Source organism: Nitrosomonas sp. (assembly GCA_031316255.1).
GTDB lineage: Bacteria > Pseudomonadota > Gammaproteobacteria > Burkholderiales > Nitrosomonadaceae > Nitrosomonas.
Map to the genome: position 1 here is coordinate 3,055,822 of JALDQW010000001.1, position 24,399 is coordinate 3,080,220.

Consider the following 24,399-nt stretch of genomic DNA (forward strand, 5'->3'; position numbering starts at 1 on the left):
AAAATAGTTACCCCCAAAGTTACCCCTATTTTATTGTGGATGCAAGTGGATTATTTCGGATTGATACGGATAATAAATAATTGCAACTCTATTTATTTATTGGGTTTTGTGGATTTCTGCGGATGTGTGCGGATATGAAGATGGCGGAGAAGGCGGGATTCGAACCCGCGGTACGGTATAAACCGTACACACGCTTTCCAGGCGTGCACCTTCAGCCACTCGGTCACTTCTCCGGTTTAAGTATCCGCCCGATTTCATTACGAACAGATAAATGCGTTTAAACGGGGGCAAAGCATAAACCAGAACCGGGTTTCGGGCAACTTTGCTGTTAAAAATGTTTTTCGCGTTGAACAGTTTGCCGGTGTTATTTGTAAGTCTGTTTTATTCCGATTGCCGTATTTGCGGCTGTTGCGCTGAGTTGAACAGCAAAATCGTCGTTTATTAGGATGAACTGGCCATGTCCGGCATTGATGCTGGATTGCTTAAACGGTTCGCAGCGCCGTTCGATTTTTTCCTCGTCGGTAGTGTTTTCACAGATCAGTTGGTACAGTCGACTTGCCGTATCAAGTTCAAATTCAGGGACCGGTTCTTTCTCGACGGATGATTTGACGCGTCCGCCGCTCAGGCTTCTATGATAGGTGATTTCACGAAAAGCGGCGGTGTCTTCAACTTCTATTCTGAAAATTGTTTTGCGCTGGTTCTGTAGCTGTGCCTGCTTGGTATACATTGTGTTGCTGACTCGTGTATACCCTTGCGCTTCAAGGATACCAGGAATTTTGTCATATGGCGTTGCAATGGTTATTCCTGAAATTTCAATCTGTCTCAGGGGATGGCTTTCGGCGCTTTGGTGCTGTCCTGCAAATGCTGTTATTGCAGTGAAAAAGAGTGACAGGAATACAGCGGCCAACAGTGTGTGAAGCCTGGTTTTCATTATGCGCATATTGAATAGATTTATTTTCATTTATATTTTAGGCAAGGTAACGCCACTCTGGTGTTGGTATTTTCCGCCCCTGTCTTTATACGACACTTCGCACTGTTCGTCAGATTCAAAAAAAATCACCTGAGCGACACCTTCATTGGCGTAAATTTTAGCCGGAAGCGGGGTGGTGTTAGAGAACTCGAGTGTAACATAACCTTCCCATTCGGGTTCAAACGGGGTGACATTGACGATAATGCCGCAGCGAGCATACGTTGATTTGCCGAGGCAAATGGTGAGGACATTGCGGGGGATACGGAAATATTCCACGGTGCGCGCCAACGCAAATGAATTGGGCGGAATGATGCAGATGTCGTTTTTGACATCGATAAATGAATTCGAATCAAAATTCTTTGGGTCGACAATGGTGGTGTTGATATTGGTGAACAGTTTGAATTCATCTGAGCAGCGGATATCATAGCCATAACTCGATGTGCCATAGGAGACGATGCGGTGATTATCCTTTTGGCGGATCTGGCCAGGTTCAAAAGGCTCTATCATGCCTTGTTCAACCGCCATGCGCCGTATCCATTTGTCTGATTTAATGGTCATCAGTCGTCTTCCATTACAATTTTGGCGAATACTTCAGAATGATCTTCCGCCGCTTCTGCGACTTTCGCGGCAATTTTACGCGCGATCATGCGATAGGTTTCGGCAATTTTTCCGTCAGGGTCGGAGACGACACTGGGTACGCCGATATCCGTTTGTTCACGAATTGTTATATCCAGCGGCAATGCGCCCAGAAAATCGACGTTATAGTCCTGACACATTTTTTCCCCGCCACCGGTGCCAAATATCGGTTCGGTATGTCCGCAGTTTGAACAGGTGTGCGTGCTCATATTTTCGATGACGCCAAAAATTGGAATGCCGACCTTTTCGAACATTTTGAGTCCCTTGCGTGCATCAAGCAAGGCAATGTCCTGGGGCGTGGTAACGATCACGGCGCCTGTGACCGGTATTTTCTGCGCCAGTGTCAATTGAATGTCACCGGTTCCCGGCGGCAAATCGACAATCAAGTAATCAACATCTTTCCAGTTGGTGTCGTGTAATAATTGTTGCAGTGCCTGGGTGACCATCGGACCACGCCATACCATCGGTGTTTCGACATCAATGAGCAACCCAATGGACATCGCCTGAATGCCATGCGCCATGACGGGCTCCATGGATTTACCGTCAAGTGATTCGGGTTGTTGCGTAATACCGAGCATTTGCGGCTGTGACGGGCCGTAAATATCCGCGTCGAGAATACCGACTTGAGCGCCTTCGGCGGATAATGCCAACGCCAGATTAACGGCAGTTGCCGATTTACCTACGCCACCTTTGCCCGAAGCGACGGCGATAATATTTTTAATACCGGGGATCAGCTTGACGCCGCCTTGCACACCGTGCGGGGCAATTTTGCTGGTAACGGTTACGTTTATTTTTCCGATGTCCGGAATTGTCTGTAAGGTGGTTTCAATTTGTTGCTGAACATCAGATTTGACACTGTTGGCCGGGTAGCCCAGTTCGATTTCAATGAAAGCGGTATCGCCATCGAATTGAATATTGCGCACAGAACCGGTGGAGACATAATCTTTGCCGGTAGTGGGGTCAGTCAAATTGCTCAGTGTAGACTGGATTTGCTGCTCGGAAATGCTCACTACAAAACTCCTCAGTACTGCTACCGTACTTAGACTGCGGTGCAGAAATCAAATGAAAATGTCATGGTAACAAATATCAGGGGATGCACACAATTTGTTAAAATAGACGATTATGCAAATCAAGTAAAAACAGGAACGAATGAATAAAAGAAAAATTCTGGTTACCTCTGCGCTCCCCTATGCGAATGGCAGCATACATTTGGGTCACCTGGTCGAGTATATCCAGACAGATATCTGGGTACGTTTTCAGAAAATGCGCGGGCACGAGATTTATTATGTCTGTGCTGACGATACGCACGGCACGCCGATCATGCTGCGCGCTGAAAAGGAAGGGATTACACCAGAAGCGCTGATTGCCCGTGTGCATGATGAACATTACGATGATTTCACCGGCTTTAATATCCATTTCGATAATTATTACAGTACGCATTCGGATGAAACGCGGCATTATTCGGAAGATATTTATGGCAAGTTGAAAACCGCGGGGCTGATCAAGGCGCGTGGTATAGAGCAGTTATACGATCCCCAGAAAAACATGTTTTTACCGGACCGCTATGTCAAAGGAGAATGTCCCAAGTGCTCAGCCAAAGACCAGTATGGCGATTCCTGTGAAGTCTGTGGCGCTGCATACGCGCCGACTGAGTTGAAAAATCCTTATTCCGCTGTTTCAGGCGCCATACCGATTAAAAAATCGTCAGAACATTATTTTTTCAGTTTGTCAGACGAGCGCTGTGTGGATTTTCTGCGCCGTTGGACGCGCGCGGGTCATCTGCAAACGGAAGCGGCCAATAAAATGCACGAATGGCTTGGCGACGCCGGAGAAAACAAACTGTCTGACTGGGATATTTCGCGCGACGCGCCGTACTTCGGGTTTGAAATTCCCGATGCGCCGGGCAAGTATTTTTATGTCTGGCTTGATGCGCCGATTGGTTACATGGGCAGTTTCAAGCATTTATGCACACGGGAAAACATCGATTTCGACGCATACTGGCACAAGAAAACGGAAACCGAACTCTTTCACTTCATCGGCAAGGATATTTTGTATTTCCATGCGTTGTTCTGGCCTGCCATGCTCGAACATTCGGGCTACCGCACGCCGACACAGATTTTTGCGCATGGTTTCCTGACCGTGAATGGCGAGAAAATGAGCAAGTCGCGCGGTACCTTTATTACTGCCAACAGCTATTTAAAACAGGGCCTGAATCCGGAATGGCTGCGTTATTACTATGCCGCGAAACTGAACGGCAGCATGGAAGATATCGACCTCAACCTGGAAGATTTTGTCGCGCGCGTCAATTCCGATCTGGTTGGAAAATTCATCAATATTGCCAGCCGTTGCGCCGGATTCATAACCAAACGGTTCGACGGCACGCTGGTAGATGGAGAAGGCTATCAGGCCATGCAGCAATTGGTCGATGAACGATTCGCAAGCTGGCGCCCCGATGCGATTGAAAAAGCATTCGAGGAACGGGATTTTTCATTGGCCGTGCGTCAGATTATGAAATTTGCCGATGAGGCCAATGAGATTATCCATGAAATGGCGCCCTGGGAAATTGCCAAGAATACGGACAAAAATGCTGATTTGCAGCTGATCTGCAGCTTGGGTATACAGTTATTCTATTTATTGGCGCGCTATCTGAAATCGATTCTGCCGGAAACGATTCGCCAGGTTGAGGGTTTTTTAAATTGCGGCGGGTTGACCTGGCCGATTCTCCAGGCGGATGAACCGGTATCGCAACTGCTACTGCCTGCGGGGCATGCGATAAATACTTATCAGCATTTGTTGACGCGGATCGATGGCAAGCAAATTGATGCCCTGGTAGAAGCGAATAAACAAAGCCTTACAGCCGAACAGGCCGGTTCAGCTAAATCAAATACAACAGATCAGCCGGTAGTTATTGCGCCCATTGCAGAAACAGTTTCCATTGACGATTTCGGCAAAATCGATTTGCGCGTGGCGATGATTATCAACGCCGAGCATGTTGAAGGCGCGGACAAATTATTAAAACTGACACTCGATATCGGCAGTGAACAGCGCATGGTTTTTGCTGGAATCAAATCGGCTTATGAGCCGGAACAACTGAAAGGGCGGATGACGGTCATGGTTGCCAATCTTGCACCGCGTAAAATGAAATTTGGCCTGTCCGAAGGCATGGTGCTTGCAGCAGGAAATGGCGGCAAGGAATTGTATATTCTCAACCCGGATGATGGCGCGCAACCAGGGATGAAAGTTAAATAAAGATATTATCAGAATGGATGAACTGGCCGAACAGATCAGGCAATTAGAGTTAAAATTACTGCATATGGACTGGCGTGTCGATCCTGCAGCAATTGATGAACTGCTCGATGAAACCTTTGAAGAAATCGGCGGCAATGGACAGATCAGCGCCAGGCAGAATGTGGTGGGCTGGTTGTTGAAAAAAGACCCTCATCAGCAATGGGCATTACAGGATTTTCGCATTAAACGATTATCGAGTGATACGGTCATCGCCATATACCGTGCTGTAAAGGCGAATCAGTTGGAAGAAAACGGCAAAGGTTCGATTCGAAGCTCAATATGGCAACGATTCGGGGATCACTGGAGAATGGTTTTTCATCAGGCAACAACATGTACTTAGGAGAATAAATTGGAAGCAGCGCCATCGGCAGAGCAGCAACAGAACGAAATCAAGGACAATCTGGCAATGATTCAACAAAAGATTGTCGATGCCTGCGTTAAGGCAGGGCGTAATCCGTCTTCCGTGCGCCTGTTGCCGGTCACCAAGACTGTTCCGGCGGAGCGGCTGCGTATTGCGTATGCCGCCGGGTGTCATGAAATGGGTGAAAACAAGATTCAGGAAGCCCGTGAGAAATCGGAATTGCTGAGCGATCTCGATATCAAATGGTGCATCATCGGCCACCTGCAAACCAACAAGGTCAAATACATTACGCGTTTTGCGCACGAATTTCAGGCGCTCGACAGCCTTAAAGTCGCTGCCGAACTCGATAAACGCTTGCAGGCTGCAGGTCGTGGAATGGATGTTTACGTACAGGTCAATAGCTCCGGGGAAGTCAGTAAATTCGGCCTGCCACCGGAGGATGTGGAGGATTTTGTCAAGCAACTGCCAAATTATTCGTCACTGCGGATCAGGGGCCTGATGACACTGGCAATTTTCTCAACCGACCTGGATCGTGTGCGCGCCTGTTTTGTCAGAATGCGCGATTTGCAGGCACGGTTGCGTCAGAGTGCGCCGGCCGGTTTATCGTTTGACGAGCTGTCCATGGGCATGTCCGGTGATTTTGAACTCGCGATAGAGGAGGGCGCGACGGTCGTACGCGTAGGACAGGCAATATTTGGTAAACGACCTTTACCGGACAGTCATTATTGGCCCGGTTTCGGTTGAATTTCATGTGCTGCGGTCATGACGAATTTGATTAAACGTGGGTAATTTTTAAACCGTTACAAAATTATTGCCGCAGCCACCCGGCGGTCTTCCTCGACCAGAATATTATAGGTGCGGCAGGCAGCCTGCGTATCCATGACTTCAAAACCGATGCCAAACTGTATGATCTTAGCCATCAAGGCGTAATCCGGAAAACTGAGTTGAACGCCGGTACCGAGCAGAATAATTTCCGGTTTGCGCGGCAGGACGTGATCGAAATGCGCAAGGTTAAGTTCTGCAACCGATTCTACGGGCCATTGTTCGATTATTTCATCGGGAAAAACAATCAGATTCTGTTCATGGCGTACTTTGTTGACCATGACATAACCGTCTCCATAACCCGAGAAAATATTCTGTTGATTAAAGTTGGCAAGATGTAATTTCAAGGCATTATTCTCCTTAGCTTATGTGAATTGAGCACGTCATTTTAAAGTGGAAAGTCCGAATGCATATGCATTGGTGGTTTAATTATAAAAAATAATGTTTATTTCGTTCAAGAAAGGGCGCCTGACACGCTATAGATGTCCATTCAAGGCAATCCGTAACAGCTGGCCACTGCTGAGGGGCCGCTTGTTTTCATGGCATGGTATTTTTCCCAGAATGTCGTCGCGATTTCATGAATGTCTTTGGAGATAGAACCGTTGCGGTATCGATATAAAAAACCGGGGCCTGCGCTATACGTCGCATAGGTCAGGCGGGCCAGAGAATCGAAGTTTCTTTTTTCCTGGTTTTCGCTTTTGGGGAGAACATGGTCGGTAAAATAGTGATGCAGGATCTCGTTTCCCGCCATGGCATTGTAACTGACATCGTTTCGCAGACTCGAAAGGTCATAAAAACCGCGCCATACACTTGGATTAATCTGCATAATGCCGATAGATCCACCCGGTGACATGAGCGGTTCCAGCTGGCCGTTTTTTTTCACGAACTGTCGCCAGCAGCTTTCCTGCCAGGCTGTGGCAAGCGCTAAATCCCGGAAGAAATTATGATAACCCTCGGGCAGATGTTTGCTGCTGATCGTTTTATCTGCAACATAATCGAGCAGATCGCCCACTACTGGCAGATAGGATTCGATATCACTGGTATCTGGCGCCCAGCCGTTAAGTTTTTTGATTAAAGCGATTTCAGGTTTGTCTGCAGCCCATGCCCGAGCAAAAAAAAACCATGTGCCGCTATTAATATCTGGTGCCTGGCTGGGCGCAGGCAAGGGCGGCCCAAAGTCAAACAGTTTTCGCAATTCCATGTCCACATCAAGGCGGTAAATCAACGGATCTTCCTCAAATCCGGGTGAAAGCATACGCGCCATACGGCGTAAGCCATCGGCGGATATCTCATAGCCTATCTGTTCACTCATCTGATCCATCGCCGTCAGGGCATCTGCGGCAGTTACAAAACTCAGGTAACGGATTGCTGCCGTACCCGGCAAAGTGGTTTCCATCTGCCGCAGAATCGGCGAGAGCCTCCTCCAACTTTTGAGAAACAATCCCCGTACCGGATCAACTGCCCCTCCATTCCAACTGGTTAAGGCTTCGGAGAGATCATAACGGCCATCCAGCAGAACCTGAAGCAGTTCTTTGCGCAAATTACCTTGTTCGTTATCTTCCGCCACCTGCTTGACGACAAAGGTCAGGAACGCATCCCAACGCTGCCATGCTGATTCCCATCGCAACGCTTCGGCAGTTGTCAGCGGTGGTTCTGTAGAAAAGTTAACCGATTGGTCGGTGTCCTTGTCGGGCACTTGAAATTGCAAAGTCAGCACGATTCCGGTATTGGTGGCTTCCACGCCAGAAAACATGACTGACTCAAGTGTGCGGTTAGCAATGTCGGAGCCGGATGTTGTGAGCAATAGTGGCACGAACGTCTGGATATCCTTCAATGGAACGGCAAGATCAACCCTCAGTGCCCCGAGACTGGAGTGAACATGTTGCATAACAAGATCCCACAGTGCGCCGGTTAACAGCGGTTTTTCACCTCCCTTGTTTAACAAATTCGAGTCAACCACCTGAAACTCTATGACGGGTTGTCCGGTAACGATGGCAGGTTGCTGGAAAATTTCAATAAGCCCACGCCACTCTGGAGTTTTTATGCAGCGTCCCGCAATTTTACGCCCGAACATCGCATTAACCGTAGAGACGGTTCTGATCCGTCCTTCATCATGACTGATTTGCGGATCTGAGAGAACAAGTTTGCTGCAACTGGCCTTATCGTCAATCAGCAGTGCTTTATTACCGCCAGCGGTGTAAACCTGCTCCAAAAGTATACGATGAAGAAACCGGTAATCAAGCTTCATCGGTACGCTAATCTCGCTTGCGAAAGCACCGAAGGTAAACAGCAGCAGTGTCGCCAGTAAAAATATCCGCATCTTGTTCAGAATTCCAGAAGAGTATGTAATGATTTTATCCAGCCATGGATCATTTATTGGAGCATTTGATTTCGGCAGAGATTCCATTGACATGGGTAATCGATTTGTTTCCAACATACCGGTATTTTAAACAAAAAATTGTGCACAAAATCAGAAAAAAATTTGAGGTGAAATCGATTACACTATTTATCAGGAAACGGATCAACAGCTTGCAGACCAGTAATGCAATCGCGATGCCGTAAAATTACTTCGTTCGTCTACGGATCTTTTCACGGATATCGATTGAACGGCGTTGCCAGCTTAACAAGCCGGGTTTAATTCTCTTTTTCTTCCGCCATTATTTTCTGCAATTGACGCAGTCGCGCCTCGACTGTCGATAGCTGGTAAAAATCACCATTATCATGTTTGAGCGCAATTTTCAGTTGCTCAATTGCAGAATCATAATAACCCTGCAGAATGTAAACCTCGGCTTGTGCGCGGTGCTTCAGCATCAGTTTGTCCTGAAGTGCATAGGCGCGTGCCTGCAACTGGTATAACTGGATATCGTTGGGTTGAAATTGCAGTTCACGATTAATCAACTCAAGTGCAGTGTCGATTTGGTGATTTTGCAGCAGGGCGTTGGCGTAGCCATGTATGAGTGCTTTATGCTGCGGGTAAATTCTGAGTGCAGTGCGATAAATTTTCAAGGCGTCATCTGTTTGTTCATTGGCGAGTTTGACCGCCGCCGCCAATGTTTCGATCATGGCGCCGGCCTGCAAGCCTTTCTGCTTGACCTGGATGGTTTTTCCCAGTCGATGATCTTTTAGCAGCAGGTCCTGCTTGGCGTCGGACTGGATCAGCGTATATAAGTACGCCAGTTCATCATCGGCTTCCTTGTATTTCTTGTCGCGCAGCAGGGCGAGAGTATAGCCGTAACGCTCTACCGCTTCATTGATATAGCGTTTGTCTTCCAGGCGCGCCCTGAATTGACTGACTGCTTCTCTGGGCTTGCCCTGCAGCGCACGTAGTTTTGCACGTACGAGCAGGAAATCGGTGCTGTCGGGTACTTGCCGGTAGGGCATTTCATGTGTGCGGTTTTGTATATCTGCAATCCGTTCAAAGGTCAACGGGTGCGTGCGCAGATACGAAGGCGCGCCATTCTCATAGAAACGGCTGGCTTTTTGCAGGCGTTCAAAAAAAGCTGACATGCCTTGTGGATCAAAACCAGCGTCCAGCAATATATTCAGGCCGACACGGTCAGCCTCTTTTTCATGCTTGCGAGTGAAGTTGAGCTGTGATTGTATTGCGCCCGCCTGTGTGGCGGCAATAATGGCCTGGCCTGCTTGCGGGTTTGAGCGGGAAGCCAGAATTGCAATTGCAAGGGCGGCAATGGATGTGATCATGCTGTATTTTTGGCCCGCAATCATGCGCGCCAGGTGCTTTTGTGTGACATGCGCAATTTCGTGCGCCATTACACCGGCGAGTTCGGATTCGCTTTGAGCGGCGATAATCAGACCGCTGTTAAATCCCATAAACCCGCCGGGTAAGGCAAACGCATTAATGGTGGAATCCTGTAGCGCGAAAAATTCAAATGATTGTCCCGGGCGAGCCTCGCTTGAGCTTGAAATTAATTTGTGCCCAAGGCCGTTCAGATAACTGGTGATTTCGGGATCGTCAAGATAACTCGGATCGGCGCGAATTTGTCGCATAATTTGCAATCCGAGCAGGCGTTCTTCTCGGGGTGTAATGGTTGCCTGCGAAACGTCTCCGAGGTCCGGCAGTTCGTGGGCGACCGTATTGACCGGAAACAGGAGCGACAGGGTAATAATAATGAAGATAAATTTCATGTCGATATGATAATCGTATCCGGCCCAAGTTCCTTTGATAGGTGGTTTTTAAAAGTTGTTCCATGGTTATTATGGAATTTGAGTTTAGCACTCATGCTGGCTATAGCAATAGAAAAATATGATGGTTGATTGCGGAAGTGTTCGGACTACAATTTCAGGTACACATGCATCTTACGACTGATCAGGATGGATCATGTAGTGCAGCCTGCTGGCCTCTGGCCACATTGATGCGCATCAAGATGAGCAGGCCGATTATAAAATAACTGCCGGTGATCAGCATGGCAAGACGGTGGTCTCCGTTGGAGATCCAGCTGACCCATCCGTAGGTGAGGGGACCTAGAATGGAAGACAGCTTGACCGCCAGTCCCCAGAGTCCAAAAAATTCGCCACGGCGCGAGCCCGGGCTGAATAATCCGATAAGCGCACGACCCGCAGACTGAGAAGCGCCAAGACATAAACCGGCAATATTGGCGGCAACCCAAAACATTGCGTGGTCTTCAGCAAACCAGGTGAACAGTATCATGATGATCCAGCCAACAAGGGTTAATGCAATGGTGGGGAGATGTCCCAGTTTATCCTGGACGTGTCCGAACGCAAATGCGCCCAATGCCGCGGTGATATTGACAAGGAGTATCAGCTTCAGTGTTTCCCGGGTATCGAATCCCATAGCCTGCTGGGCGTATATCGCGGCCAGTGCGATAACGGCCTGAATGCCGGCCTGATAGAAAACCAGACAAATGAGAAAACGCATTAAATCCTGATAATGACGCACATGTATGAACGTATCTTTTAATCGTAAAAATGATTCATAAACAATTCGGCGGCCAAATCGGTGCGGCTGGGGTTTTGCGCGCTCCTTAAGATACAGAAACGTCGGCAGGCTGGCGATAGCAAAGATCGCGGCTGTAATTACCATCGTAACCGGCACATACTGGCTGATGTCGTGACCTTGCGCTTGCGCCCAGGTAATATAAGCGAGACAGCAGCCCAGCGTAAACAATCCGCCTAAATAACCCAGTCCCCATCCCCAACCGGATACTTTGCCAAGAGCTTTGCTTTTGGCCAATTCCGGCAAAAATGCCGCAATCAGATTTTCGCCGCTGCCGAAAAAGAAATTGGTCAGAATAATCAGCACAACAGCCAGCCAAAAATCTCCAGGCCCGGCAAAGTAAAGCAATGCAGTCAACACAACGCAACCTGCCGTTGTTATGAGTAGCAACGGTTTTTTTACGGCATAGGCATCGGCATAAGCGCCGAGTGCAGGCGCTGTCAGGATAATGAGCAAGTAGGAAACGGCGAGCGATGCCGTCCATGCCAGCGTTCCCCAATCTTCTTTGTTGGCGACAACGGCGACAAAATAAGCGTTGAAAATTGCGGTGATGACAACGGTCGTATACCCTGAGTTGGCGAAATCAAACATCGCCCACGACCAGATTTCGCGACGGGTGACGCCTTCAGTAAAGTTGGGTGACTGCAGATTATTTTTCAAGGGAACCGGTTTTTGGATATCTCTAATTATGTGCATTTACCGGCATTTACATCACCGATTGCTGCTTGCCTTGCCGGAAATACTGGTTCCTGCAATATTAGCAGGATAGCGCGCCCGTGTGGAAATTCGCCGTCGCGACTTTGCAATAAGCAACGACAGGAATGCAACATGCTTCGATTAAAATACGGATAACGCTATGTGTTGTTAAAAGTACATGCATTGACGCTTGACAAGTCAGATTAAATAAACCATTATCCCGACGCAAACAAGCGAGACAATCAGTAGCAAAACAAACGGAATGCAATCCGCGTTCCAAAGTGTTTCATGGCGTCGGATGAAAAAATAAAGTTCGCAGCCCGCTACCTGCTTCAATCTGTTATAATCCTGCGTCTGTGAGATAACAGCCTGGAAAAACAGATTGTATTAAGCTTATTCAGCGCCCGTAGCTCAGTTGGATAGAGTACTTGGCTACGAACCAAGGGGTCGTGGGTTCGAATCCTGCCGGGCGCGCCAATAAGTTATCTCGCAACCTCAAACAGGCCAAGTAGCTCAGTTGGTAGAGCAGAGGACTGAAAATCCTTGTGTCGGTGGTTCGATTCCGCCCTTGGCCACCACTATTCATGCGGCTATCAGCCTAATACACTTACTTCTTAAAAATTTCTTCTGGTCTATGTCTGGTCGGAATTGCTCCGGGAAATCTGTTGCGTTTGTATAGGGCTGTTGAATTCGATTTAATGTTGGGCGCTGTTTTGCTCACTTGCTCTTGTGGACATTCCTTCTTTTAAAGGTTCTATACTAGACTTAAAATTAGTTTTCCAAATTTTTTCACACTCCTTAGCAATTTCTGGAGATACTTTTCCCAGTTTGTCCCAGTTATTAATAGGTTCTTCTCCTAAGATAACCCTAGTAACTACCGGATTTTCTAACCATGTCTCCATGACACAAATTCCGCTATGATAAGGCGAAATACCCTTTCCCATGTACGGAAATATAGCTACAACTGTAGGTTCACCGCTATCAGGATCTCTTAGAACAATAAAGCGGTTTCTTCTGACCCCCGCCTCTACATTACCTGGGTACGGTTTGTCTTCATCTGTTACTTGTTTTGCTCTACACTTGAGTGTTCCAACCTCATCAGAATGAGTAAAATTAAGTCCAACATACATCCATTGCCATCCATCATTTTTGGTTTCTGTAAGATGATATTGATAGAATTTTTTTCTATATTTATCAATTTCCAATTCTGTTGAACGAAATGTCGCATCCAAACTTCGACGCAACAAATCCAAAACATTCATTCGTCGGTAAAAACTCAAAATTAACGTAAATACACCTCCAAAAAATGTACCCCCGACAGCTAGCAATAAAGGAGAAAGCTTAGGATGAGTTTCACTGATGTAGGCACCTAATCCAGCAAGACCAATACCAGAGACTAACAGAAGAATAACCACTGTATAGATTATGAAATCATTCTCAGAATTTTTGATATTTAACATTTTAGCATTTAAATTATTTGTCGCTCAGTTGACGATAAAACTTACCATGGAATAAAAAATGAATTTTAATTATCATTAAAAAGTTTTATGTCATGTTTTTTAGGGCGCTCCTTATCGACAAATACAAAATACTGAATAATTGGTTCGATTCTGCCCTTGGCCACCACTATTCATGCGGCAATCCGCTTAGCTTGAATATTGCATGAAAGGAGGAGGCAATTCCCCTTAAATCTTTTATAATTCAGTTATCTAAGCTGCATAAAAGAGAGGAATTGCCAGTGACAGATTGTACCCAGAGATCGTTTAATTTTCCAGAAGTAAAAAAGTGCGTGGTTGAAGTCAATTTTGAAGGCGGAGATATCACATCGGATGGCGGCGTACTATTGTTGCGTCAGGCAGATCGGTTGATTGGACTGAGCCAGGCTGTAGCAAGCAAGTACACGGGGTCTGAGCAAGTGCACTGGGTCTGGTCTTGCATAGCTACATTCTCGCTTGTCATATTCAAGACAAATAAAACAAATAAAGGACATCCATATAATTGATATAATTGATTCAATAGATTATGTCGGTTATTATGCAATTCACATTTATAATTGGTTTGAATTTTCAAATAAATTTATTTGCTTGAACGCAAAGTGACAGTAAGGTTTTAGAAATAAATTAAACGAATGCCTACTATATCTTTTGATACACATAAGTTTATTCGTCGCCTTCGAGAAGCAGGAATTTCGGAAGAACAAGCTGAAGCGATTGCTGAAGCTTTCCGGGATGCGCATATTGAAGCCGAGGTTGCTACGAAAACTGACCTGCGAGAACTCGAATATCGTCTTATTATTAAACTAGGAGCGATGATTGTGGTGACAATTGGTGTTGTTGCGACACTGACGAAGTTGCTGTAGTTTGTGCCGCGCACTGGGTCTGCCGTGCACGGGATCTTGCACTGAACGGCGCCATTCGGTACGCCATTAATTGAGGCGGAAAAAGGGGATTTAACCAAAGAGATACAATAAATTCATGAATTATGGGGTAAATTTCGGTTTGTCTTTACTTTGTGAATTGCAAAATTTACGTTTTAATGTCGTCTCATTAATCAGTAATTGCGGAGGTATCCTGCAATGAATACAGAGCGCTTTCCAGACGATATTGATGATGTCGCTGATGGCATGATCCCTGATAGCCGGATTGTAGCGATCATCGGCGAGATGGAACTGGCCAAAGGTGATTCGGATTGCTTGGATGAGACCGACACTCAATACGAATTGGTTGAAATGTTGTAGCTTTAAGTTTTGTTATGAAGTCTGGTGTCTGAGAAGAATCGAAACGATTGAGGCTTTGTGCTGGAAGTGATCAAAAATCATAAGAGTTCATACTTTTTTTGCTTTTTTATTCTCGTACATTGACGCATCAGCTTGTGTCAGAAGATCATCAAGAGATTCAAAGTCTTTCGCTTTTCCAATGATTTTTCCTTGACTGTAATTTATTTTGTAAGGCCTGTTGTGTTTACTGTTGGCAGCATTGACTGCATCAGCCAGTCGCAGGAGTGCCTTTTCTACTTCATTTTTCTTGCTTAAAACCACAAATTCATCGCCCCCTACACGTGCTATCATTTCACTGCGGCGGAAGTTTGCTTTCAATAAATTTGCGAATTCAACAATCAATTCCGATCCGATTTGATGTCCGAGCGTGTCATTTATCCGTTTTAGTCCATCCAGATCAAAATACAGCAAAACTAATTGAGTGTTATTTCGAAGACTTTCTAAAAAGGATTGCTTGCCCAATATGCTAAAAGCGCGCTGATTATATAGTCCGGTCATTTCATCGGTTAGCGCCTGCTTGTGTAAGTTATTTTCCAGGTAACTGATTTTGTTCGATAACCAAAGAATAATGAAAAAGAACATGAGTGATAGCAGGGTCGCTGATAGTGCGATTTGAATTTCTTGCGAAATGTTATGTGGAGCCGAAAAATAGTTGATGGCGCTAATGATTGCAAATGGACCAATTAACGCCCATGGCAATGCAACCCTTGCGGTGTAGCCTCCAATGCCATTACCGAGAAATAATGAAAAAATCCCGCCATAAATGCCCCGGACAAAATTTGCAAACGTCAACAAACACATGCAAATAAATGTCTGTGAAGAAACCAGAATTTCTCTCGAATGGCCGTATAAACTTGTTGCCGAAAAAAAATAACCTGAAAAAATTACCAAAACCATACCAATGAGCAGCAGGGTTAGGATGTCACGAATATCATTGCGATGATTTTGTTCTTTTTTTAAAGTAATAAAAGAAAAACCCAACAAATTAAAAAAAATTGCGGCATGGACTGACATCCTGCCTGATAATTCTGCATAATTATTTTGCATCAAGAATGTTTCAAGTAAAAGCGTCTGTTTGCTTATGTGGCCGTACAACGAAACTGTTGCTAAAAAAATTATAGTAATTCCGCATATTTGGATTGTTATCGTACTATATTCTTTTTGAATTAATAAAATGGTTAATGCGCCAATCACAATACACAGCGCTGTATTTTGTTTCATAAGCAACCAACCTTCGGGCAATATCGAAGCGACCGAAGGGCTAAGCCAGCCACATAGTGTAATTAAAGCGATAATTCCGGCCAGTACCACACATGTAGTTTGCACATGAAATAAAATGGCCAAATGTCCAGGATTTTGTTGGTGTAGTTGTCGATCAATGAAGTTATTCATGCTTACGCTTATTTATATCTTTTAATATCAGTATCAGGGCGCCAACTATTGAAAGGACGATTTGACAGGAACATTCCAAATTATTTGCAGTTAGGATTGGAACACATTTACCAGCCGTAATAAACCATATTTAGACAGAAAAACAGAAAATCTGTTCGGTTGTAAAAAACAACTGTTCCCTATCAATGCAAATCCAGGTCGGCCAGTAGAGTGCTTTATCGCTAGTTGCTGCGAATGACTGGTTAAATTGTCAATGTACGTCGCTGCTATTCACTGGTAATATAGCGACTTTGATAAAAAGTTAGGTTAGTACACAAAGGCCGTTGAAAAAATCTGAGGCCGTCTTTGATGCAGCAAAAACAAGGATATGGCATATATGAACAAATGCGCATTCCAGACCTGTTTTATACCATTTAAATGGCAACAAAAACTCGGATGGTCACGGATAGTGTCTGACAGTCTGCTAAGAGAATAGCCTTTCAAAATAACAAGAAACAAACAGTGTGTAGGCTTATTAATGACGATTCCCAAAAACGATACATTTTTACGTGCTTTATTGAAGCAACCGGTTGAATATACACCCGTATGGCTTATGCGCCAAGCAGGGCGGTATTTATCCGAATATAATCAAACCCGTGCTCGTGCGGGTGATTTTTTGACATTGTGTAAAACACCTGCACTCGCCACGGAAGTAACTTTGCAGCCATTGGAACGGTTTCCTCTGGATGCAGCGATCTTATTTTCAGATATTTTAACTATACCGGATGCAATGGGGTTAGGACTCTATTTTGCACAAGGCGAGGGGCCGATGTTTGAAAGACCTCTGCGAAATGAAGCGGATATCAATGCCCTGAGAATACCCGATCCGGGTACTGAGTTACGTTATGTCATGGATGCTGTTTCGGAAATTCGAAAAGCGCTTGACAATCGCGTGCCTTTGATCGGTTTCTCCGGTAGTCCTTTTACCCTGGCATGCTACATGGTTGAAGGGCGCGGTGGAACTGACTTCCGTGAAATAAAGACGATGTTGTATAAAGAACCCGAATTATTGCATCAGATTCTGGACAAGAATGCCCAGGCGGTCACAACTTATCTGAATGCTCAAATTGAATCGGGAGCACAAGCAGTTATGATTTTTGATACCTGGGGCGGTGCATTGTCTCACGCAGCTTATCGGGAATTTTCACTTCGTTATATGCATCAAGTCGTGAATGGCCTTAAAAAGGAACAGAGTGGTGCGCGTATACCCAGTATTGTTTTCACCAAGGGCGGTGGATTGTGGCTTGAAACGATTGCTGATATTGGTTGCGACGCAGTGGGTCTGGACTGGACGATAGATATTGGTGATGCCCGCCGCCGGGTTGGTGATAAGGTGGCGCTGCAGGGCAATCTCGATCCTTCGGTATTGTTTTCTTCGCCCGAAGTGATTACTAAAGAGGTTGAAAAAATTCTTGCAAGTTATGGAGACGGCAGTGGTCATGTATTTAATCTGGGACATGGAATATCCCAGTTTACACCACCTGAAAATGCGGCTGTACTGGTTGAAGCCGTGCATACATTGAGCCGCAAATTTCATTAACGATTATAAATCTTGGATTGTTATGGTTGGATGTCTAGTACGCTATTAATTTGATATTACCGGGTACAGTGAGCTCGCCAAAGTACATGGCAAGAAAGTAAGGAAATTCTTTCCTGTGTACTGCGTTGTGGAGCATAATGTGATGACAATGCGGCACCCAACAATAACAGATGGATAGAGTACTCGTAATTCGTTGTAAAAAGGTAATACAGTGCATATATTGATTGTTGAGGATGATTTGGCCATAGCTGCCAATCTTTACGAGTTTCTTGAATCACGGGGGCATAGCGTAGATGCAGCTGCAGATGGTGCGCTAGGACTTCATTTGGCAGTAACACAAAAATTCGATGCAATTTTGCTTGATCTCGGTTTACCTGGGATGAGTGGAATTGCCTTATGTCAAAAATTAAGACAGGAATCTCAACTAGATACGCCTATACTGATGCTGACAGCACGAGACACACTCGACGACAAGTTGATTGGTTTTGAACACGGTGCAGATGATTATCTGATTAAGCCATTTGCACTCAAGGAGGTTGAGGCCCGACTTACCGCATTACACAAACGTTATTCCGGGCGAGTCGCGAGCCGAATGTTGGAAGTAGATAACCTGTCTTATGATCCAAAAACGTTTTCAATTCGTTTTGAAGATAAGGAAATTAAATTGCCGCCCAAATGTATTCGTTTGCTGGCGCTCATGATGAGTGAACCGGGGCGCGTATTTAGTCGCAAAGAGCTCGAATCCGAAGCCTGGGAAGAAATGCAGGAAACCAGTGATACGTTGCGTAGCCATATGCATGTTTTACGGCGAGCGTTGCTGCGGACTTGCGGTTATGATCCCATTGAAACAATCCATGGTATTGGGTATTGCCTAATTTCTCGTGCTCAAACTCAGGATTAAACATGGCTTGCGCCTGCGCGTTGCTAATGCACTGGCAAATTTCTGCATTGTTACAGTAGGTGCGCTAGGGATAATTTTATACGTTGCCTCCGACAATATTGAGGAAGCACATATCAAACAAGTGATCAAGATGGAAATGGATCATCTTGTTCATCGTTATCGAAAGCACTCAGACATTTATTCCCATATCGGCTCAAATCTAAAAAGCTATGTTATTCGTGATATCGATGATGAATTGCAGATTCCGTCCTATTTTCGTGGATTAAATACTGGTTATCACAGGATTTACTATGATTTCGAGGACATTCATGTTCTAGCCCAAACCGTAGATAATGTGAAATTTCTGGTTGCCTACCGTATTACTTTACACAATCAGCGGTTAAGCGAATTACGATTGCTGATTTTGTTATCCTGGGTTGCTGTTGTTGCAATCGCATTTGTTGTTGGTTATGTATTAGCTGGAATACTTGTCAAGCAAGTAACTGACCTTGCGGAAAGAGTCAGATTGCTCGCTCCAGGTGATGTTCAAGGTCAACCCCTAATGCGACCAGACATGGATGAGGAAGTGGCGCAACTTGCACACGCATTGGATGATTATCAAAACAGGATTCGTCGTATGCTGCAAAGAGAACAGGAATTCACTGCGAATATCAGTCATGAACTCAGAACACCAATTACAACGATATTAACCAGTTGTGAATTATTGGAGTCTGAACCGGGACTGTCAGATAAAGTACGTTTGCGTATTAAACGGATAGAAGGCGCTACGACCCGAATGGGCGAACAGTTACAAGCCTTGTTGTTTCTTGCGCGTGAGCAGGCACTGGGAGTAATGGAGTCTGTTGCGATAGCAGAATGTGTAAATGATGCAATAGAACCACTATATCCCGAATTACATCGAAAAAAGCTGAAATTGATTGTCAATATCGATCCGAACGTAATTATTCAGTTAAATCGTCAAGCATTGCATACGGCGCTTACAAATTTGTTGCGTAATGCGATTCAGTATACAGATGAAGGTTATATTCGCGTGGAATACAGTAATGGAAGTTTGTCGATAACCGATACCGGAATAGGCATTGAGCCTGAATTCAAACCATTGTTATTTGAACGCTTCTTTCGTGGAGCCAAACATGTAGACGGACTTGGAATTGGACTGCCAATTGTCAAACGAATCTGTAATCACTATGGGTGGCAAATCAATGTTGAAAGCAAGCTCGGAGAAGGTACGACTTTTCGAATTATATTTCCACTGCAACTATCAGCGAATATCAAATTGGCTTTGAGTAAGCAATCTGTCATTGGCAATACTCCGCACTGATTTCGATGGGTTTTGGCGCTATTTCAAATACCTAATCAATACAATTTCTTTTTGATGATATATTGATTAGCTCGTAATTTTAGGAAAATATTAAAAGATGAAAATTCAATATGCGTCCAACAAAACCCTATAACGCATATTGATAATTCGGAAAAATCGAATAAAATATCGTTGTTTATCGTCAGGCAAAACATCAGCGACTAATAATATTAGGTAATGGTAATTCAGCTGCTACCGAACTTAACGTTTTAAACAATAGTGGCTGTGGGGTATAAAACAGGTAGGAGACCCTGTTATTGGTTTAAAAAATATTCTAGTGAATATTAACAGTTGGGATTGATATCTGTTATTCGTCTGTTTTTCTATGGTTTGTTGTGTGTAGATCAATAAGATGTTTATTAAAAAGAATTTATTGATTTTGTTTAGTAGCTTTGCTAGAACTGAAGCTTACTCGTACAAGTTTTTACAAAATAATTTAACGAAAGTCGATTATAAGGTAATCCTTGTTTGTATCGTAACGATGCTGGTTCTAACCAGCTCGTACTATTTTGGGGATGTCAGATTTCTTGTTTCGCTGCTCCGGGATCTGGGCTTTATCGATCTGGCGAGGCAGCTACGGGAATTGATGACAGTTCACCCCGATGCCGAGTTTTATAAGCCGCTTTATTGGGCGTCGGTGATAATTTTTTTCTATTGTGTTTTGCCTGCGATCTGCATCAAATGGATATTCAGGGAAAGTTTTTCGGATTATGGTCTAAGTTTTAAGGGGGCTTTTAAATACTATCATTTATATCTATTGATGTTGGCTGTCATGGTGCCACTGGTGATTTATTTTTCGGCATCGGAAAGTTTCTTGAAAACATATCCATTTTATAAAGTTGCTCCGGGTGAGAATCTTTTTCCAAAATTTTTTATTTGGGAAATCTTTTATTTTCTGCAATTTGTTGCACTAGAATTCTTTTTCCGTGGATTTATACTGCATGGCACCAAGCATCGGTTTGGTTTTTATGCCATTTTTTTCATGACAGTGCCATACTGTATGATTCATTTCGGCAAGCCGATGCCGGAAACAATTGCCGCTATTTTTGCTGGCGTGGTTTTAGGTTATATGAGTTTAAAAAGTCGTAATATCTGGATGGGTGTTTTTGTACATTGCAGTGTTGCGTTGATGATGGATGTTTCGGCATTAATTCGTAAAGGCGTATTTAGCAGTCAAATCGACATAGTGTAACGCTTCGAAATCAATAGACTCATGCCATTACAAGCTAAATTCGATACCGTTTAAGCCCAAGCCAGCAAGATCGATATTGTTTGCGTTCATGGATGAGTTTGCAGCCAGTGACACCAAAGCTTCAGGCGACATGCTATTGCTACTGAGCAGATCAATATATGGTTGTTGTTGTTCAGGTGTTGGATTGCTGCCGAGTAAATTGTACCATAGCAGTGTAACGATTTCATTGTGGGTATGTGCGCCTGAAGCTTCAAGTGCGACTGATGTGAGTTGTTTATTGCTGATACCGTTGCCAGTGAAAAACAGACCGGTTTTGATCAAGTCCCTATTCTGAACAGCAGAAGCGCCAAAGACGGCACCGATAAGCTTGGCGACTTGTCCAGCATCACCGTCAATGTCAAGTGCTATACCGGTATCGTCAAATAATAACCGTTCAATCTCGATAAGTTTGTCCTGGTCTTTATCTCCAGATTGATGAGTAACCAAAATTCCATCTTCGGTTTTCTGTAATGTGTATTCTTTTCTGTTACCATAAAATAATACTTCATCAATTCCGCTGCCGCCCTGAAAAGTATCATTGCCTGCAAAGCCGATAAAGCGATCATTTCCCTCATTACCGGATAAATAATTGTCATATTGGTTGCCTGAAAGTGTATCGTCGTTGCGTCCCCCGCTCGCGTTTTCGATCACGGTGTCATAGGCGATCCAGATGTTGGGAACTTTAATGCTTTCAGAACTGTTTGTGCCATAAACAGGTTCGCCAATAAATGATCCCTGGCCTTCTTCCAGTTGGATCAGCGCAACTTGATCACCTGTATAACTGATTGTATCAATGCCATCACTATCCCATATCGTTTCATGATAGGTTTCGCCATCCGCATATTGATAAATATCGTCGCCTGAATTAAAGGTTTTGTTTGCGCCATAGATATGTTGAATGGCTTTTATATCGAGCGGCATCGGTGTGGTCGGGTAAAAATCGAAAATTGAATTCTGATCTCCAGGGAGCGCAGAATAACTCATGATTGTCGCTGATATGGAGTCGTCTGCAATTGGGAATGCAGGGTCTTCGAAAGGATGTGCCAGGCCGAGTGCGTGTCCAATTTCATGCAAAATGGTCAGGAATGAGAAACTGCCCGCTGTCCATTCGTAGCTTGCGCTACTGCTTGATTTATTAATCCAGATGTCACCTCCCCACACCCCATGCGTCGGTAAGTAGGCCCATGCTTCTGCGTCATCCAATTCTCTGATTTCAGTATAGGCAACCCGAATATCACCCACTTTGTTCGAGGTTTCTTCGATGACATCGAATTCAATATCCGCGACATTTTCCCATTGTTGAAGTGCGTTATTGAAATCTGACTGGTTTGACGATGAAAGTGGTGTATAAGAAGGACTCCACGGTTCTTCTCCGGGGCCATAACCTAAAAATGGATCGGCAAACCAACTCGCATTCTTGTCAGGGAAGCTATATGTGATGACAGGATCCAGCCAGCGGGAACCCAGGATGAGCGGATCAACCGAGTTTGAATCGGTAAAATCTACAAAAGAAATATCACTGAATGAAAAAGGCGAAGGCATAATCATGCACCTCATCGAAAATCATTACGCTGGGTATTCCGCATATTTTTTTAGAATAGGTTTGTTCTGAACAATTCATCTACCTTTCTCCATACATTCATGTCCTTTAATCGTAAATGTCAAACTCTGAAATATTATAATGTTTGGACTCATAGCCCCAGCCCGGGTTTTCACCCATGTGCATTGGTTTTCTTTGATTTGTTAACCAGCAAGCAATAAAACAGACAAGGTTTAAGTATAAGCGGCATTGAGATGTATCCCCTTAATCCCATTCTGAAATGAACAAAAATGGCAGCTTATCACTGGGTTGTTTGTCGATTTATCAAAAAAAAGGTTTGATAAGATATCTCGAATAAACAAGTAATTATATCTATCTAAATGAATGAGTAACCCCAAGCCATATTTCAAAAATTTGTTCAAAAAACGTCTTTTTTTAAGAGAATTATTTTTTTTGTGGATTCTTTGTCATGTATCCATGAGTGCGAATGCAGCAAACTGGCTAAAACTACAGGGAACTGAACCACCAAACAGACGTGCACTTTTATGGGGGTTTGTTCAGCCGTCCTATACAGAAGATTTTGGCGAGAAGCTTTCTAACCTACAGGGGGCAAGAGAGGGTGACAATGGAAAATTGATTGCTCAAAACACGATATCTCCGTTTTTTGATGAACAAAGTATGCTGCATGTTCGTCGTGCACGTCTTGGTTTTAGAGGGCGGATACAAAAAACTGAATCTAACAGTTTTTTTTCGAAAATTAATTATTTCTTGTTGACTGAGTTCGGATCCAACCAAATTACGCACAAACCATTCGGGGAAAGAGATCAAGTTCTTGCTGTGACCGATTTGAGTTTAACCTTTAATCATATCCCTGGAGCAAGATTACGCATGGGGCTCTTCAAAAAACCGGGGCCAGAAGAGTTGTTTCAAGCCATCCATGTATTTGATTACATCGAGTTTACCGATTTTATAGCCCGAGAAATGCTGGAACGATTCCCATCGGGAAATCTTTCTCCGGCATTGGCTGGAAACGCTCCCAACGATTTCACAACCATTGGAACTCCGGTTTCTAAAGCGTTTGGGTTTGGAGCCGGGCGGGACTGGGGGATCCAGTTATTTGATTTTTTCCAGAAAGATAAGTGGGAGCTTTCTTATGCGTTCATGGCTGGAAACGGTGGCGCTATTGGTTTTAATGATATGCAAATCGACAAGAACTTTGATTTGAATTTTTATGCTTCTGCGAATCGTGATCTACCTGGTGGGCACGGCCCTCGCAAGAATGGGGCCAAATTTTTTGCTTGGTACCAAACTGGTGATCGTTTTTTTTCATCTGATCCTCAAAAAAAAGAATATAACCGTACACGTTACGGTTTTGGTATGAAAGCGCTCGGAGAGCTGATGGGGTTCAGACAGAAGCTGTCGGTTGAGCTCATGTTTGCAGACGGTATGTTATTTGTGAACCCCTTGGGTGGAATACCGGGCAATGCGCTTCGCTTTGCTGCGGAAAAAGGCAATATGGCACGCGGTCTAACGATAGATTATGGGTTTTTCCTTGGTGAAAAATGGCAGTTTGATTTCAGATATGGAAGAAATAATTTGCTCTATAAACAATCAGGCCCCTGGACGCCTCAAGACGAACGTATTTTCCAATCATTTACCGTTGGCGCCCATTACCATTTTACACCCAAGCTTCGGCTTACTTTTAATTACATACATCGAAAGGGATCCGCACCAAATCCAAGTTCAATCTATAATCCTCAGGCAAATGCATTGGTAACGCAAAATGTGCATGAGACGGTAAGTACACTGGGTGACCGAATCTCGCTACAATTAACATGGATCTTCGAGCCCTGGAAGATTTAAGGAGCCAAT

Annotated in this window: 21 protein-coding genes and 3 tRNA genes; 13 read left to right on the plus strand and 11 right to left on the minus strand. The window is 44.5% G+C overall.

Translation table 11 applies throughout. The features are described 5' to 3' along the window. Positions 1-141: 141 nt before the first annotated feature. The 4 genes from MRK00_13565 to apbC all read right to left on the minus strand — a co-directional run bounded on the left by MRK00_13565 (position 142) and on the right by apbC (position 2,616). Positions 142-233: transfer RNA gene (locus MRK00_13565), tRNA-Ser, on the minus strand. Between the two features lie 131 nt (positions 234-364). After that, the gene (locus tag MRK00_13570; protein ID MDR4518396.1) at positions 365-931 is read right to left on the minus strand and encodes a hypothetical protein; all 567 of its coding nucleotides are present in this window, start codon (positions 929-931) and stop codon (positions 365-367) included. Positions 932-961: 30 nt separating this feature from the next. Beyond that, positions 962-1,528, minus strand: a complete 567-nt coding sequence (gene dcd / locus MRK00_13575) for a dCTP deaminase (protein MDR4518397.1) — start codon at positions 1,526-1,528, stop codon at positions 962-964. Next, positions 1,528-2,616 carry an iron-sulfur cluster carrier protein ApbC gene (gene apbC / locus MRK00_13580; GenBank protein MDR4518398.1) on the minus strand — a complete coding sequence of 363 codons (1,089 nt, stop codon included), beginning with the start codon at positions 2,614-2,616 and terminating at the stop codon, positions 1,528-1,530. Before apbC ends, dcd begins: the two co-directional genes overlap by 1 nt. A gap of 139 nt (positions 2,617-2,755) precedes the next feature. On the opposite strand from apbC, the gene metG reads away from it, so the two are divergent. The 3 genes from metG to MRK00_13595 are packed head-to-tail and all read left to right on the plus strand — an operon-like array spanning position 2,756 to position 5,999. Then, the gene (gene metG / locus MRK00_13585; GenBank protein MDR4518399.1) at positions 2,756-4,855 is read left to right on the plus strand and encodes a methionine--tRNA ligase; all 2,100 of its coding nucleotides are present in this window, start codon (positions 2,756-2,758) and stop codon (positions 4,853-4,855) included. A 13-nt stretch (positions 4,856-4,868) separates the two neighbouring features. Then, entirely contained in the window at positions 4,869-5,234 is a 366-nt protein-coding gene (locus tag MRK00_13590) for a DUF4440 domain-containing protein (GenBank protein ID MDR4518400.1), read from the plus strand. Between the two features lie 9 nt (positions 5,235-5,243). Further along, on the plus strand, positions 5,244-5,999 hold the full coding sequence (locus MRK00_13595; GenBank protein ID MDR4518401.1) for a YggS family pyridoxal phosphate-dependent enzyme: 756 nt from the start codon (positions 5,244-5,246) through the stop codon (positions 5,997-5,999). Positions 6,000-6,055: 56 nt separating this feature from the next. Here the strand turns inward: MRK00_13595 and MRK00_13600 are convergent, their stop codons facing one another. From MRK00_13600 to MRK00_13615, 4 genes are all read right to left on the minus strand, one after another. Then, positions 6,056-6,424, minus strand: coding sequence for an Mth938-like domain-containing protein (locus tag MRK00_13600; protein MDR4518402.1), 369 nt, complete (start codon positions 6,422-6,424; stop codon positions 6,056-6,058). A 143-nt stretch (positions 6,425-6,567) separates the two neighbouring features. After that, positions 6,568-8,490, minus strand: coding sequence for a lytic transglycosylase domain-containing protein (locus tag MRK00_13605; GenBank protein ID MDR4518403.1), 1,923 nt, complete (start codon positions 8,488-8,490; stop codon positions 6,568-6,570). A 221-nt stretch (positions 8,491-8,711) separates the two neighbouring features. Then, on the minus strand, positions 8,712-10,223 hold the full coding sequence (locus tag MRK00_13610; GenBank protein MDR4518404.1) for a M48 family metalloprotease: 1,512 nt from the start codon (positions 10,221-10,223) through the stop codon (positions 8,712-8,714). 181 nt (positions 10,224-10,404) lie between these two features. Next, entirely contained in the window at positions 10,405-11,643 is a 1,239-nt protein-coding gene (locus tag MRK00_13615) for an MFS transporter (GenBank protein ID MDR4518405.1), read from the minus strand. A gap of 505 nt (positions 11,644-12,148) precedes the next feature. Here MRK00_13615 and MRK00_13620 point away from each other — a divergent pair. Together MRK00_13620 and MRK00_13625 are read left to right on the plus strand one after the other, a co-directional pair. Next, a tRNA-Arg gene (locus MRK00_13620) sits at positions 12,149-12,225 on the plus strand. A 25-nt stretch (positions 12,226-12,250) separates the two neighbouring features. Next, a tRNA-Phe gene (locus tag MRK00_13625) sits at positions 12,251-12,326 on the plus strand. Positions 12,327-12,443: 117 nt separating this feature from the next. Here the strand turns inward: MRK00_13625 and MRK00_13630 are convergent. Further along, positions 12,444-13,208, minus strand: a complete 765-nt coding sequence (locus tag MRK00_13630) for a hypothetical protein (GenBank protein MDR4518406.1) — start codon at positions 13,206-13,208, stop codon at positions 12,444-12,446. Between the two features lie 278 nt (positions 13,209-13,486). On the opposite strand from MRK00_13630, the gene MRK00_13635 reads away from it, so the two are divergent. The 3 genes from MRK00_13635 to MRK00_13645 all read left to right on the plus strand — a co-directional run bounded on the left by MRK00_13635 (position 13,487) and on the right by MRK00_13645 (position 14,485). After that, positions 13,487-13,750, plus strand: coding sequence for a transposase (locus MRK00_13635; GenBank protein ID MDR4518407.1), 264 nt, complete (start codon positions 13,487-13,489; stop codon positions 13,748-13,750). 126 nt (positions 13,751-13,876) lie between these two features. Then, positions 13,877-14,107: a hypothetical protein gene (locus MRK00_13640; protein ID MDR4518408.1), complete on the plus strand. Its 231-nt coding sequence runs from the start codon at positions 13,877-13,879 to the stop codon at positions 14,105-14,107. A 216-nt stretch (positions 14,108-14,323) separates the two neighbouring features. Further along, positions 14,324-14,485: a hypothetical protein gene (locus MRK00_13645; protein MDR4518409.1), complete on the plus strand. Its 162-nt coding sequence runs from the start codon at positions 14,324-14,326 to the stop codon at positions 14,483-14,485. 87 nt (positions 14,486-14,572) lie between these two features. On the opposite strand, the gene MRK00_13650 is transcribed toward MRK00_13645, so the two are convergent. Next, positions 14,573-15,916, minus strand: a complete 1,344-nt coding sequence (locus tag MRK00_13650) for a diguanylate cyclase (protein MDR4518410.1) — start codon at positions 15,914-15,916, stop codon at positions 14,573-14,575. A 517-nt stretch (positions 15,917-16,433) separates the two neighbouring features. On the opposite strand from MRK00_13650, the gene hemE reads away from it, so the two are divergent. The 4 genes from hemE to MRK00_13670 all read left to right on the plus strand — a co-directional run bounded on the left by hemE (position 16,434) and on the right by MRK00_13670 (position 20,948). Further along, positions 16,434-17,495: a uroporphyrinogen decarboxylase gene (gene hemE, locus MRK00_13655; protein MDR4518411.1), complete on the plus strand. Its 1,062-nt coding sequence runs from the start codon at positions 16,434-16,436 to the stop codon at positions 17,493-17,495. A 211-nt stretch (positions 17,496-17,706) separates the two neighbouring features. Beyond that, positions 17,707-18,396: a response regulator transcription factor gene (locus MRK00_13660; protein MDR4518412.1), complete on the plus strand. Its 690-nt coding sequence runs from the start codon at positions 17,707-17,709 to the stop codon at positions 18,394-18,396. Beyond that, positions 18,377-19,717 (plus strand): HAMP domain-containing histidine kinase, encoded by a 1,341-nt coding sequence (locus tag MRK00_13665; GenBank protein ID MDR4518413.1) that lies wholly within the window; start codon positions 18,377-18,379, stop codon positions 19,715-19,717. Before MRK00_13660 ends, MRK00_13665 begins: the two co-directional genes overlap by 20 nt. A 520-nt stretch (positions 19,718-20,237) precedes the next feature. Then, the gene (locus tag MRK00_13670) at positions 20,238-20,948 is read left to right on the plus strand and encodes a CPBP family intramembrane metalloprotease (GenBank protein MDR4518414.1); all 711 of its coding nucleotides are present in this window, start codon (positions 20,238-20,240) and stop codon (positions 20,946-20,948) included. Positions 20,949-20,975: 27 nt separating this feature from the next. On the opposite strand, the gene MRK00_13675 is transcribed toward MRK00_13670, so the two are convergent. Then, complete coding sequence (locus MRK00_13675; GenBank protein ID MDR4518415.1) at positions 20,976-22,529, minus strand: M10 family metallopeptidase; 1,554 nt, start codon at positions 22,527-22,529, stop codon at positions 20,976-20,978. A gap of 382 nt (positions 22,530-22,911) precedes the next feature. Between MRK00_13675 and MRK00_13680 the strand changes: the two genes are divergently transcribed. After that, entirely contained in the window at positions 22,912-24,390 is a 1,479-nt protein-coding gene (locus MRK00_13680; GenBank protein ID MDR4518416.1) for a hypothetical protein, read from the plus strand. The last annotated feature ends 9 nt before the right edge of the window (positions 24,391-24,399 follow it).